This window comes from Brenneria roseae subsp. roseae (assembly GCF_003115845.1).
Classification (GTDB): domain Bacteria; phylum Pseudomonadota; class Gammaproteobacteria; order Enterobacterales; family Enterobacteriaceae; genus Brenneria; species Brenneria roseae.
The window spans coordinates 13199-27165 of the sequence record NZ_KZ819033.1; the positions used below are offsets into that span (position 1 = coordinate 13199).

Sequence of the window (13967 nt, forward strand, 5' to 3'; positions counted from 1 at the left end):
CTGTAACATCTTTTTTTAACATGATTTACAGTGACTTTCATCACAAAAATAAAATCTAAAAACAGGTCTCATACTAGCATCAAATAAAAATTGTATATGCCGTTATACCCAATAAATTTCCTGAAGCCTATGCGGGTGAACGATTGAAGCATTAAGCGTATTTCAACGCCACGTGCGGCAACGCCGAAGAGGCGAAGGAAAAAAATAATTCGGGTAGCGGAGGGAAACCAACGCACCGGCAATTTGAAAAATAAAGGGCATACTCTTGGGAATCAAACAGGCACAGGTGAGACAGAGAAGATGACATCAACATCCTGAATGCTGCAAAAATAAATTTATTTTAAATAAAAAACCATCGATTTTTTTATTTAAAAAGATCGCTTTTCTTACATCCGAAAAACAGGAAAAACATTCCTGAATTTACCGGATCGTTAAGATATTACTTTAAAAAAATAAAACAGGTAACCATGATGACGATGAAGAAACTGGCTGTTAAACGTTGGTGGTATTTAATGCCCATCATCTTTATTACTTATAGTTTGGCTTATCTCGATCGAGCCAACTATGGATTTGCTGCCGCATCAGGTATTGAAGTCGATTTAGGTATAACAAAAGGCGTTTCTTCTTTAATCGGGGCGCTTTTTTTCCTTGGCTATTTCTTCTTTCAGGTACCCGGCGCAATATATGCGGTAAAGCGCAGCGTGCGTAAATTAATTTTTGTCAGCCTTATTTTATGGGGCTTTTGCGCGGCGGCGACCGGGATGGTCAGCAATATCCCCACGCTTATGGTGATCCGTTTTATACTCGGCGTTGTGGAAGCGGCGGTCATGCCTTCCATGCTGATTTACATCAGTACCTGGTTTACCAAAGAAGAGCGCTCGCGTGCCAATACCTTTCTTGTGTTGGGAAACCCGGTCACCGTTCTGTGGATGTCGATTGTTTCCGGCTACCTGATCAATGCTTACGGCTGGCGTGAAATGTTCATCTTTGAAGGCGCCCCTGCCATTATCTGGGCGTTCTGCTGGTGGATTCTGGTGCGTGACAAACCGTCTGAAGTGTCATGGTTAAGCGCACAGGAAAAAGCTGACTTACAGGCGGTCATGGACAATGAGCAGAAAAATATCAAACCCGTGCGTAACTATGGCGAAGCACTGCGCTCTCGCAATGTGATTATGCTCTGCGCCGTGCATGCTTTATGGAGTATCGGCGTCTATGGTTTCATGATGTGGATGCCATCCATTATTAAATCTGCCGCCTCAATGGACATTGTTTCTGTTGGCTGGCTGTCGGCGCTGCCGTATTTTGCTGCTATCGTTACGATGCTCAGCGTCTCCTGGCTGTCCGATAAAATGCAGAACCGGAAACTCTATATCTGGCCATTACTGCTGATTGCCTCCGCGGCGTTCTTTACGTCTTACACCATCGGTAATCAACATTTCTGGATTTCCTATGCGCTGCTGGTTATTGCTGCCGCCTGTATGTATGCGCCTTATGGACCGTTCTTTGCCCTGATCCCCGAGTTACTGCCGAAGAATGTCTCTGGTGTATCCATTGGATTAATCAATAGCTTTGGCGCGCTGGGCGCGTTCCTCGGCGCCTGGCTGGTCGGTTATCTGAACGGCATTACGGGTAACCCCAGCGTGTCATACAGTTTTATGGCCATCGCGCTGCTCCTTTCCGTCGTCATTATGATCAAAGTCCGGGCGCCGGAGCAGGAAAAACCCGCAATCCCTCATCCAGGAAAAAGTCTGCCTCAACGTTAATCATCCAATGATGTGCCGCCGCTCAGGCGGCACATTCCCTACAACGCCGGTCACAAGCCGTTCTACGCAGGTTTATCAGCGGCGACGATAAAGTCTCGCCTGCTGGAACTCACTCGCATCCACATTTACGCCGCCCGCTATCCGTTGTGATAAAATCCCGCCTATTGACTATTCCCCCCTCGATCGACAACAGACAGGTATCCATGAAACGTGAATTAGCCATCGAATTCTCGCGCGTCACTGAAGCGGCCGCGCTGGCAGGCTATAAATGGTTAGGCCGTGGCGACAAGAATGCCGCCGATAACGCGGCAGTGCAGGCCATGCGCATTATGCTCAATCAGGTCAATATCAATGGTCAGATTGTGATTGGTGAAGGAGAAATCGACGAAGCGCCGATGCTTTTTATCGGAGAGCAAGTGGGAACCGGTCAGGGGTCCGCCGTGGATATCGCCGTCGATCCCATTGAAGGCACACGGATGACCGCCATGGGTCAGGCCAATGCATTAGCTGTACTGGCCGTCGGTGAAAAAGGGACGTTTCTGCACGCGCCCGATATGTATATGGAAAAACTGATTGTCGGACCTGGCGCAAAAGGCGCGATTGATCTGGCGCTTCCGCTGGCGGACAACTTACACAATATCGCCAGAACGCTGCATAAGTCACTCGACCAGCTAACCGTGATTACGCTGGCTAAACCGCGTCACGACGCCTGCATTGCCGAAATGCAGCGGTTGGGCGTGAAGGTGTTCGCGATCCCTGACGGCGATGTCGCCGCTTCCATTCTTACCTGCATGCCAGACAGCGAAGTCGATGTGCTATACGGCATTGGCGGCGCGCCAGAGGGCGTTATTTCCGCCGCCGTCATTCGTGCGCTTGATGGCGACATGCAGGGCCGGCTGCTGGCGCGTCATCAGGTGAAAGGTGATAGCGCGGAAAACCGCCGTATCGGTGAAGATGAGCTGACCCGCTGTCAACAAATGGGGATTGAAGCCGGTAAAGTGCTGCAACTCGACGATATGGCGCGGAATGATAACGTGATTTTTTCGGCTACGGGTATTACCAAAGGCGACCTGCTGGACGGTATTTCACGTAAGGGAAATATCGCGACTACCGAAACTCTGCTGATCCGCGGCAAATCGAGGACGATCCGGCGGATCAAGTCCACGCATTACCTCGACCGCAAAGATCGGACGCTGCATGATTTCCTGCTGTAACCGGCAGCCCGACGTCCGGGTTTTACTGACTGATTGTTTCACAGTTGTTAATAAATAGCGTATCTTAAAGGCGGCCCATTGAAGGCCGCCATGGCATACTTGACCATCATGAGACAATGCGGATACCGCCTGCCGTCGTACAATGAAAGCAACGGCTATTGACAGAAACAGGAGCACAGCACTATGGCTGAATGGGTAACAGGCAACGTTATTCAGGTGGAGCACTGGACAGAAAGTTTATTCAGCATCCGGGTAAATGCCCCCACCGATCCGTTCACGGCCGGACAATATGCCAAACTGGCGCTGGAATTTAATGGTGAAAAAGTCCAACGCGCCTATTCCTATGTCAATGCCCCCAGCGACCACAATCTTGAGTTCTATCTGGTTAACGTGCCGGAAGGAAAACTCAGCCCTCATTTACACGCGATGCAACCTGGTGCAGAAATCATGATCACCAAAGACGCCGCGGGCTTTTTCGTACTGGAAGAAATTCCACCTTGTGAAACACTGTGGATGCTGGCGACCGGCACCGCGATCGGGCCTTATCTTTCCATTCTTCAGGAAGGCAAGGATCTGGAACGGTTCAAGGACATCGTACTGGTTCACGCTGCCCGTTTCGCCCGTGATTTAAGCTATCTGCCGCTGATGCAGCAGTTACAGCAACGCTATAACGGCAAGCTGCGTATTCAGACGGTGGTCAGTCGTGAAGAGGAAACGGGCTCATTGACAGGTCGGATCCCGGCGCTCATCAGCAACGGTACGCTGGAAGCAGCAGTAGGCTTGCCAATTGATGCGGCAACCAGCCATGTCATGCTGTGCGGCAATCCCCAGATGGTGCGTGATACGCAGCAGATACTGAAGGACGAACGGCAAATGACCAAACATCTGCGTCGCAGACCCGGTCACATGACCAGTGAGCATTATTGGTAATCGCCAGATTATCCTGACGCCTGGAATGAGGGACTCAGGAGCGGAATTTCAAGGGTTCCGCTTCAGGCCCAAATCGGTTCTCACCTTTCGTACCCGAAAAAACACCGCAGTCGAGTATCACCATGACGCTAATCAGCGTTGGAATAAACCGGCCAATTCCCCATTGCCAAATCGCGGGCAACATAAACCAATGACCGGCGGCCAATACCCAGGCAACGATAATCAGTAACGCCCACCAGCCGCTTTTATTACGGTCATGCAGGCGTTTTACCACGATTGCCGCCGTTGGCCACAGCAATGCAACAAGAATAAATGCCGTGGATTGAACATCCAGCCAGTTCTGACCAGACAAGGTGAACAGCAGCGCCATCAACACCAGCCAGAGGACGATCCAGACCCAAAAATCACGGCGGCCGATACGCCCTTTAAACGAGAAACACCATTGCTGTAGCGTCATCAAATACAGAATCCTGAATTACAGAGCCCATCCCATCAAGCGCAACGGGAAAAATATTGATCGGTTAAATAACCAAACGGGCGCGACGTCAAAAACCCCTCACCCGCAAACTTCTCCCGCCAAGTTTACCATTAACCGGATGGGCCACGCGCCCGTAATCTTTACGCGACTTTTGACAATCACTCATGAATGCCGCTTTAATCAAACATAGCATCGCTATCGCCGCCTTTGGCCTAAACTGATTACCATGGCTCGCCTGATAAAATCCTTATGACACGACAATATATCGCTGCAATTTGTACGTTTTCCGCCCTGATGTTCTACCAGTCCGGTGCGTGGTCCGATCCCGTTTCTCCATCAAAAACGACAGCAACGGCCCCTTATCTGCTGGCCGGCGCGCCAACATTTGACCAAACCATCGTCCAGTTCCGTACACGTTATAACCTGAGTAATCCGGCGCTGCCAATTGGGGAATTCCGGGTTATCGACACCGGCAACATGTCCAGTCTGCTGACGCGCGCCGCCAGCAAAATCAACGATCACCTGTACGCGTCAACCGCGTTGGAAAAAGGCACAGGGAAGATCAAAACGCTGCAAATTACCTGGCTACCACAACAGGAAGATACCGATACCGAAGCAAGGCGTACACAGGCCATTAATTATATGGCGGCCCTGTCACGCGCTTTTTCCCCGTCATTGACGGAAGAACAAAGTATTAAAAAAGTCACCGAACTGCTGGAAAAAGGCAAGGGCCATCGCTTTTACCAGCAAACGGAAGGGGCCATGCGCTATGTTGTTGCAGATAACGCTGAAAAAGGGCTAACTTTTGCTGTTGAACCGATTAAGCTAACGCTATCTGAACCGTGATCAACAGGACAATTAATGACGAAAAACAGAGCCACGGTATCATTTCGTCTTTATACTGTTGGCAGGTCAAACTGCCGACTGGCAGTTATGTATTGATTATTTGCGATCCCGTCTGGAGGAAAAAAGATGCGTCATCCATTAGTTATGGGTAACTGGAAGCTGAATGGCAGCACCCACATGGTCAACGAACTGATCGCTGGTCTGCGTAAAGAATTAAGCACCGTCGACGGTTGTGGTGTTGCTATCGCGCCACCCGCTATCTACTTGGATCAGGCTAATCATCAACTGGCCGGTAGCCGTATTGCACTGGGCGCGCAGAACGTTGACGTGAACCTGTCTGGTGCTTTTACCGGTGAAACGTCCGCCGACATGCTGAAAGATATTGGTGCGAAATACATCATCATCGGGCACTCAGAACGTCGTACCTACCACAAAGAAAGCGATGAATTCATTGCCAAAAAATTTGGCGTATTGAAAGATGCAGGTCTGATTCCGGTTCTGTGTATCGGTGAAACCGAAGCAGAAAACGAAGCAGGACAGACAGAAGCCGTATGTGCCCGTCAATTGGACGCCGTGTTGAATACGCTGGGCGCCAAAGCATTTGAAAACACCGTCATTGCCTACGAACCGGTATGGGCTATCGGTACTGGCAAATCAGCAACCCCGGCACAGGCTCAGGCCGTTCACAAATTCATTCGCGATCATATCGCCAAACAGGACGCCGCGGTTGCCGAACAGGTTATCATCCAGTACGGCGGTTCCGTTAATGCATCCAACGCCGCAGAGCTGTTTACTCAGCCTGACATCGATGGCGCGCTGGTCGGCGGGGCTTCACTGAAGGCTGACGCTTTTGCAGTGATCGTCAAAGCTGCCGCTGAAGCAAAACGCGGCTAAGATACGCTTAACGTCGTTATTAACAACGCCGCCATTTCTTATAAAGAAATGGCGGCGTTGTTCAGCTTGATGACAACCTTTTCATCCCCCAAGCCAACCTCCCCTTTACCGGGGAGGGAGCGAACCCATGTGTTTAGCAGGAGCGGGGAATAGTAGCGAACATTTCAATTTTGCCAACGGTCTGAATATTCCAGACCATGCCTTATCTTTTGACGGGGATCTGCTGCGTAATGCAGTGAATATTGCCGCCCCCCAGCAGAATTTCCCGGGCCGGGACGCCGCTTACCCGATAGTCCGGAAACATCTGCTGTAACCGTTCGCGGGCGATATCATCCGTTCGCGCATCCAGCAGCGGAAAAATAATCTGCTGATTGCTGATCAGAAAGTTCACGTACGATCCCGCCAAACGCGATCCGGCATTACGCTCCACCGCATTTCCCCTATCCACGCCCGCGGTTTCTTCCGGCGTCGCATACAGCGGACCCGGTGCGGGCAGCCTCCAGATTTTCAGCTGGCGGCCCTGTGCATCTTTAGCAGTGGACAGCACCCGATATGCCGCCATTGAGCGCGCATATTGCGGATCGTTTTCGTCATCCGTCCAATGCAGCGCCACTTCACCGGGACGCACAAAGCAACACATATTGTCGATGTGTCCGTCGGTTTCGTCGTTATACACGCCCTCTTCCAACCAGATAATCGTCGATATGCCCAGATAATCGCGCATCAGCTGTTCGATCTGCGCTTTGCTCAGATGCGGGTTACGATTGGGATTCAGCAGGCATTCTGCCGTGGTCAGCAATGTCCCTTCACCATCGGTATGAATCGAACCGCCTTCCAGAATCAGAGGAGCGGCATAGCGCGCATTCTGGTGGTAAGCCAACACCTGCGCCGCGACCTTTTCATCCTGTCGCCAGTCGTCATACAGACCGCCGAGTTCACCGCCCCAGGCGTTAAACCGCCAGTCGATACCACGGCGTTCCCCGGCCTGATTCAGTACCATCGTCGGCCCGGTATCACGCATCCAGGCATCGTCACTTTCCATTTCAACCAGTGTGACATCGGCGGGCATTACACGCTTCGCGTCAGCCATGCAGCGCGCGGGCACGCCCATGATTACCGGCGTCGTCTGCGCAATGGTTTTCGCCACCTGCGCAAAGGTTTGCTGGGCAGGAACGCCCTCTTCACGCCAGTTATCCCGTCGATGGGGCCAAATCATCCACACGGCTTCCTGTGGCGCCCACTCGGCAGGCATCGTAAAGCCGTCCTGATGCGGCGTGGTTAACTGTAACATCAACTTATCTCCGGGTTTTGCCGTCGGAACTGGCAATCACACCATACATTTCCGGACGGCGATCGCGGAACAGTCCCCATGATGCACGCTGTGCGGCAATGGCGGCCAAATCAAATTCATGCACCAGAACGGTTTCATCCGTTTTGTTGGCCTGCACCACCAGTTCACCCGTTTGATCGGCAATGAAAGAGGAACCGTAGAAGGTCATTTCCAGGCCGTCGATATACTTGCTGGCTTCGGTGCCAATGCGGTTGGAGGCAATCACCGGCACCAGATTCGCGGCGGCATGACCTTGCTGGACTCGAGTCCAATGCGGCTGGCTGTCAATCTCCGGATAAGCCGGTTCTGAACCAATGGCTGTCGGGTAGAAAATCAGTTCCGCGCCCTGCAATGCCAGGCTGCGAGCGGTTTCCGGGAACCATTGATCCCAGCAGATGCCAACGCCGATTTTTGCGTAACGGGTTTGCCAGACTTTGAAGCCGGTATCGCCCGGAATAAAAAACTGCTTTTCCTGATACGCCGGGCCATTCGGGATATGGGTTTTACGGTAGAGATCGAGTACGGCGCCATCCGCATCAATCACTACCAGCGAGTTGTAGTACGCATTGTTGGCCCGCTCAAAAAAGCTCAGCGGCAACACCACTTCCAGCTCGGCCGCCAACGCAGAAAAATGTTTAATCAGCGGGCTGGTTTCCAGTTCCTGTGCCAGGGCATAGTGTTCCGGGCTCTGATCGATACAGAAATAAGGCGCGGCAAACAGCTCCTGAATCAGGATGATCTGCGCCCCTTTTGCATGCGCTTGCCGCACCAGCTTCTCGGCATTCTCAATGTTCCTGGGCAGATCCCAGGAACACGCCATTTGTGTTGCGGCAACGGTAACTTTTGTCATGCGAAAACCTCAATAATATTTTCTATATATGCCAACAATGAACAATACGGCCCGCGTTCGCTCAGCGGGGCTTGCCCATCGAGTTTAGGTCAACAAATCTCCCACTGCCTGACCCATCATGCCTGAAGCAGACATTCACCGAACATGGCAGGACTATTATGCCAGCTAATGACAATAATTCACTATGAGGGATAAAAGGTTATGAAAAGGTCATCGTCCTGAAGATGGGATAGGAAGTTTACTCCGGCTGTAGCGGCTTTCTCACCGCGTCAATGAACCTTCATCTCCATAATCATCAACTGATCCGGATCCCCGTTCGCCAACGTGTCGGATGCAACGTTCAGCATTTTACCGATCCGGTTCATAAAAGAGGCAAGGTTTTCTTTATTCTGAAAACTGAACATACCGTTATTGGGATCGTAAAACGCATATTGATCGTGACCGTTGCTGTAGATCGCCATTGCGTGACCGTCAGAGTGAACCGCCAGGAGTTGCTCTCGTCCTTCGCGCAGCACATCGCTTACCAGCCCATCACCAAACCCCTCTCTGCGATTGAGCAACACAAACGGCGTTTCCCCTCTCACCGGAATAACGGACATCTTCGCCAAATTCGCAATACGCTGCATCAGATCATAACGTTTCACCACCGGAGCGGCGCCATCAAATCGCCGGTCTTTAAATTGACCGTCAATACGGGCGCTATTTTGAAACTTTTCCTGCACAACATGGATTTTCTCGAACCCGCTTTTCGCTCTGACTCCCGATATCACCTCGTCTTTATCCGCATCGTACCCCAGCAAATTACCGATCACCGTTTTGTCATCCAAACCACTGTGACGCCCCAGCAACCAGAGAGTCGACAACCCCAGACAGGCTCCGTCTTCCACGCTTTGTACTTTTTTCTTCATATCGGGCAGTTGCGTTTTCAACGTTTGCAGATAGTCACTCTGCTCCATTAGCGTGGTTTGCCCTGCGTTCTCATTACAGGAGATCGCCAGATTCGATTCATAAACTCGCGGTTTCTTGCCCAACGCATCCATATCCGCCTCTTTCCTGCTTGAGAAAAGATGGCTCACGGAAGGCGGCAAAATGGAAAACGGCATGGATGGCAACGTGTTCAGCAACCCGCGCAACGAAAAACTGGCATGTCCTTCTTTTTGGCTCAGTGGCGTAAATGCCGCCTGCTCCTGCATGACACGCCATCGGGGCGGCTCCGGCATGGCGTTTCTGGCGGGCGGCAGTGAAGTTGTCATCTCAGGTAAAACAGTTTGATGAATACGCATAGCAACGATCTCGTGATGTTAAATGGACGCACCGTGATGCTGGACAGAGTGGGGTTTACCGGGACAGTTGAGAATGAAACGCGTGTGCCCGATACCGGTTAAGCCCGGATAATGGCAACGTTTTAGCGTCGGCCGATGTCTTTCGGCCAGCCACAACCGAAGCAAACTCTTCTTGTATGCGCAGACCGAGGCTTACCACATTTTCTATCCACGCGCTCAACGCACGCTCATCAAAAGACAACACATTCTGATGTGCCGTCAGCATCAGATTACGCTGTTGTGTTTCCAGCCCGATTGCCGCACCGCACATCAGGCCAGGTTCAAGATTCAGCATCATGCCCAACGCCAGCAGGTCGCCGTCCCGCTCAAAATCCAGCGTATAAACCGGCATAAAAACAAACAGGGTTTCCCGTGATTCGGGCAATTTTAAAAAAAGCGCTTGTCCGTTCAGCACGACCTGAACACCGGCCTCGACATTGAGCGCTCCGTCTCCCTCCGTCTGCTTCTCGACCCAACGTAGCAATAACGTTTTGGCATAATTCGGCTCAGACATCTCCTCCTCCTTAACATGATAAAACACACCGGGATTACCTGCTGTTGCGGCATTCGCGCGGTAAATACCTATAGGGTAAGTGTCAGAAAAGGCATGAGCGTTCCCTGTCCGGGCCGCTAAAAAACAAAACCCCCGAAAAACGGGGGTAGGTCAATAAGCGGCAACCCTGCTTTGACAGCGGGATTGACGATGCGATGGCGGGATCAGAACAATTTTTTCGCCGTTTCCAGCCAGTCGCCTTTAAACGGACGCTTCATGTTCTCAATGGCATCAACGATATCGTGATGAACCAGTTTTTCGTTCTGGATACCGACGCAACGGCCACCATAGCCTTGCAGCAACAGTTCAATGGAATACGCGCCCATACGAGAAGCCAAAATACGGTCATAGGCCACCGGAGAACCGCCGCGCTGAATATGGCCCAGAACGGTGGCGCGCGTGTCGCGGCCCGTTTCTTTCTGGATATATTTCGACAGTTCGTTGATGTCGCAAATGTGTTCGGTAATCGCCACAATCGCGTGTTTTTTGCCTTTTTCGATACCGCCTTTGATTTCGTTCACCAGATCTTCCGGACTGAACGGCACTTCCGGCAAAACGATAAACTCACAGCCGCCGGCGATCGCCGCCGCCAGCGTCAGGTCGCCGCAGTGACGTCCCATCACTTCCACAATGGAGATCCGCTGGTGGGAAGAGGATGTGTCGCGCAGACGGTCAATGGCTTCCAGCACCGTCTCCAACGCCGTAAAATAGCCGATGGTATAGTCCGTACCCGCAACGTCGTTATCGATGGTGCCGGGCAGCCCGATACAGGGGAAACCCATTTCCGTCAGGCGCTTGGCCCCCATGTAGGAACCGTCGCCGCCGATCACCACCAGCGCATCCAGTCCTTGCGCTTTCATGTTTTGAATGGCGACTTCACGCACTTTCTCATCACGGAATTCAGGAAAACGCGCCGAACCCAGAAACGTCCCCCCGCGGTTGATCATATCTGACACGCTGTAGCGGTCTAATTGAACCATCCGATTCTCATACAAGCCCAGATAGCCATCATAAATGCCGAACACTTCCAGCCCTTCCGTCAGTGCGGCACGCACCACGCCACGAATTGCCGCATTCATTCCGGGCGCATCACCACCGCTCGTCAATACTCCGATTCTTTTAATCATGACAACCTCTGGACTTGTAGATGTAAATTTGCAGGATTCTTCTATCGTAAATTCACTGCCGGTTGTTACAACGACAGCGACCTCTCATCTTTTATTAGCATATTATAACAAATACCCGTAGCTGAATTGATTCAGGTCAGGCTAGATTGTGCATAAATTTTCACGGCATATCACGTTTTAAACATAAACAGGCAACAAACAACATCGGACTCAAGCTGTTACAGCTCCTTGAGTTGCCCTTTCTGTTCTTCCGGCACAGCCGAAACCGGATCCTGGTGGATAATAATATCGGAGTCTGGAAATTGCTTAAGCAACGCCTGCTCGATGTCATCGGCAATTTGATGCGATTGCAGCAGCGGCAAAGCGTCATCCATCTCCAGATGCAGTTGAATGAAGCGGGTCGGCCCGGAACGCCGGGTTCGTAAGTCGTGAGCGCCGCGAATGCCCGGCCAGTTGGAGATAATCCCGACAATCATGTTCCGTTCTTCGTCCGGCAAAGCGCGATCCAATAGCGATTGTACGGCTTCATAACCCATACGTAGGGCACTGTATAGAATATAGACACCGATGCCCAGCGCAAACAGCGCATCGGCGCGGGTGATGCCTTTCCAGCTCAATCCCAGCGCCACCAGAATCGCGCCGTTCATCAGCACATCAGACTGATAGTGCAGCATATCCGCGCGCACCGCCTGACTATGCGTGCGCTTGACCACCCAGCGCTGGAATGACACCAGCAGCAACGTTGACAGCAACGCAATCACCGTTACCCATATTCCCACCTCCGGGGCGCGCAGCGTCTGGGGCTCCAGGGTATGCTGCAACCCTGTCAATATCAGAAACAACGCAGAACCGGAAATAAACATACTCTGCGCCAGCGCAGCCAGAGATTCGGCTTTGCCATGGCCGAAAGTATGCTCAAGATCCGCAGGCTGAAGCGAATAGCGAACCACCAGCAGGTTAACCAGCGAGGCGGCGATATCAACCAGAGAATCCACCAATGAGGCCAGCAGACTCACCGAACCGGTATGCCACCAGGCGAAGACCTTCATGACGAACAATATTACTGCAACGGCAGTCGCACTCAATGCCGCCAGCGTAACCAGACGAGCATAGTGTGAATTCATAACGCCCTCACTCAGGACAGAAACGCTCGGTGGATACCCGTATTAGTTCATCGACACATTACTTAACTCGCGGACATAACGGATAAGTGTAAAAATACAGCATGCCAACGCCACCAATCCCAGCGCCGCGCCAATAAAGCCGACGTCAGCCAGCCCCAGGTGCGTAATCACCTGATTGCCCAATAAAGCGCCGCCGCCAATACCAAGATTATAAATGCCGGAATAGAGCGACATAGCGACATCCGTCGCATCCGAAGCCAGCGACAGCACTTTGACCTGCATCGCCAGGCTCAATGCCATAATGGCGATCCCCCAGGCGACGCATAACAGCGAAATGCTCCAGCCGCTGAATGACAGCGGCAGCAACAGCAGCAGACACATCGTCAGGAAAGCAAATGACGTCACCAGGAAGCGGGAAGGATACCTGTTGCTGTAGCGGCTAAACAGCATGCTGCCGATAATTCCGGCGCCACCGAAAATCAGCAGCAACATGGTGGTGAAATTCTCACTCAGCAGAGCCACTTTTTGCACAAACGGCTCTATGTAACTGTAAGCCGTAAAATGCGCGGTGACAATCATCACGGTCAGGCCGTAAATACACAGCAATGCGGGCCGCTTAAGCAGCAAAGGCAAACTTTTCAGCGAACCGGAATTGCTGCTGGGCAATTCCGGCAGCAGCTTCATCATCACCAGCATAATCGCGGAGGCCAGCATGCCAATAATCACGAACGTGACACGCCAGCCCAGATATTGGCCCACCAGACGCCCCAGCGGCAGTCCCAGCACCATCGCCAGCGCCGTGCCCGTCGCCAGCAGGCTCAACGCCTGCGCCTTTTTATCCGCCGGCGCCAGACGCACCGCCAGAGACGCGGTTATCGACCAAAAAATCGCGTGGGACAGCGCTACGCCGATGCGGGCCAGCACCAGAATCCAATAATTCCAGGCCAGACCGGACAATATGTTGCTGACGGTGAATAGAATAAAGATTTTGATCAGCAGGCTACGCCGCTCCATATCACTGGACAGCAACATGCAGGGTAACGACATCACCCCGACCACCCAGGCATAGATGGTAATGATCAGACCAACTTGCGCGGCACTCATTGAAAAACTGGCTGCGATATCAGAAAGCAAAGCAACCGGAGCAAATTCAGCGGTATTAAAAATAAAAGCAGCGAGAGAGAGACTAATCACTCTCAACCAGGCGGTCGATCTGGGAGAACGGGTCATGGTATCGATATCAAAAGTTAAAATAAAAAAGTGCACCGCCTTGTTCTGGCAAGGCCTGCGCGGTGGAGCGATGATACAGAGAAAGTATGACATCACCGTGTAACACCTGCGGTCAACGGTGTTTCAACGTGCTTTTATGAGGATGTCAGCCAGAAGCCCGAGGGCAGATGAGGGAACACTCATGAGCATCATTTTTTGATGATCGCATTCTACGCTTTACCGCTCTCCTGCGCTGTCTTTTTTTCGTGCCATTTTATCAATAATTTCAAACTTGCGTATCGCCTTTTTCGCCCTTGACGACGGCAC

General features: G+C 51.9%; 14 protein-coding genes. 6 read left to right on the forward strand and 8 right to left on the reverse strand.

What is annotated here, in order from left to right; genetic code table 11:
* The first annotated feature begins 467 nt into the window (after positions 1-467).
* The 3 genes from DDT52_RS15500 (at position 468) to fpr (ending at position 3907) form a co-directional block, all read left to right on the forward strand.
* Entirely contained in the window at positions 468-1763 is a 1296-nt protein-coding gene (locus DDT52_RS15500; protein ID WP_136157154.1) for an MFS transporter, read from the forward strand.
* A 203-nt stretch (positions 1764-1966) separates the two neighbouring features.
* Positions 1967-2977, forward strand: coding sequence for a class II fructose-bisphosphatase (glpX, locus tag DDT52_RS15505; RefSeq protein WP_136157155.1), 1011 nt, complete (start codon positions 1967-1969; stop codon positions 2975-2977).
* A gap of 183 nt (positions 2978-3160) precedes the next feature.
* Positions 3161-3907, forward strand: coding sequence for a ferredoxin--NADP(+) reductase (gene fpr, locus DDT52_RS15510; protein ID WP_136157156.1), 747 nt, complete (start codon positions 3161-3163; stop codon positions 3905-3907).
* Between the two features lie 34 nt (positions 3908-3941).
* Here fpr and DDT52_RS15515 read toward each other — a convergent pair whose 3' ends face one another.
* The gene (locus DDT52_RS15515; protein ID WP_109491280.1) at positions 3942-4364 is read right to left on the reverse strand and encodes a DUF805 domain-containing protein; all 423 of its coding nucleotides are present in this window, start codon (positions 4362-4364) and stop codon (positions 3942-3944) included.
* Positions 4365-4634: 270 nt separating this feature from the next.
* Here DDT52_RS15515 and DDT52_RS15520 point away from each other — a divergent pair, with 270 nt between their 5' ends.
* Positions 4635-5231 carry a DUF1454 family protein gene (locus tag DDT52_RS15520; RefSeq protein WP_136157157.1) on the forward strand — a complete coding sequence of 199 codons (597 nt, stop codon included), beginning with the start codon at positions 4635-4637 and terminating at the stop codon, positions 5229-5231.
* 126 nt (positions 5232-5357) lie between these two features.
* Positions 5358-6125, forward strand: coding sequence for a triose-phosphate isomerase (gene tpiA, locus DDT52_RS15525; RefSeq protein ID WP_136157158.1), 768 nt, complete (start codon positions 5358-5360; stop codon positions 6123-6125).
* A 202-nt stretch (positions 6126-6327) separates the two neighbouring features.
* On the opposite strand, the gene aguA is transcribed toward tpiA, so the two are convergent.
* From aguA to DDT52_RS15560, 7 genes are all read right to left on the reverse strand, one after another.
* Complete coding sequence (gene aguA, locus DDT52_RS15530) at positions 6328-7416, reverse strand: agmatine deiminase (RefSeq protein ID WP_136157159.1); 1089 nt, start codon at positions 7414-7416, stop codon at positions 6328-6330.
* 4 nt (positions 7417-7420) lie between these two features.
* Positions 7421-8305 carry an N-carbamoylputrescine amidase gene (aguB, locus tag DDT52_RS15535; RefSeq protein WP_136157160.1) on the reverse strand — a complete coding sequence of 295 codons (885 nt, stop codon included), beginning with the start codon at positions 8303-8305 and terminating at the stop codon, positions 7421-7423.
* 269 nt (positions 8306-8574) lie between these two features.
* Complete coding sequence (locus DDT52_RS15540) at positions 8575-9588, reverse strand: YopT-type cysteine protease domain-containing protein (protein WP_136157161.1); 1014 nt, start codon at positions 9586-9588, stop codon at positions 8575-8577.
* Positions 9589-9643: 55 nt separating this feature from the next.
* Entirely contained in the window at positions 9644-10141 is a 498-nt protein-coding gene (locus DDT52_RS15545) for a CesT family type III secretion system chaperone (RefSeq protein WP_136157162.1), read from the reverse strand.
* A 203-nt stretch (positions 10142-10344) separates the two neighbouring features.
* A complete protein-coding gene (pfkA, locus tag DDT52_RS15550) occupies positions 10345-11307 on the reverse strand; it encodes a 6-phosphofructokinase (protein WP_136157163.1) in 963 nt (320 codons plus the stop codon).
* 218 nt (positions 11308-11525) lie between these two features.
* On the reverse strand, positions 11526-12431 hold the full coding sequence (gene fieF / locus DDT52_RS15555; RefSeq protein ID WP_136157164.1) for a CDF family cation-efflux transporter FieF: 906 nt from the start codon (positions 12429-12431) through the stop codon (positions 11526-11528).
* 42 nt (positions 12432-12473) lie between these two features.
* Positions 12474-13625, reverse strand: a complete 1152-nt coding sequence (locus DDT52_RS15560) for a sugar transporter (RefSeq protein ID WP_247595555.1) — start codon at positions 13623-13625, stop codon at positions 12474-12476.
* Here DDT52_RS15560 and DDT52_RS21230 point away from each other — a divergent pair.
* Complete coding sequence (locus tag DDT52_RS21230; protein WP_247595560.1) at positions 13507-13764, forward strand: hypothetical protein; 258 nt, start codon at positions 13507-13509, stop codon at positions 13762-13764. The two genes, DDT52_RS15560 and DDT52_RS21230, sit on opposite strands and share 119 nt — an antisense overlap.
* Positions 13765-13967 lie beyond the last annotated feature (203 nt).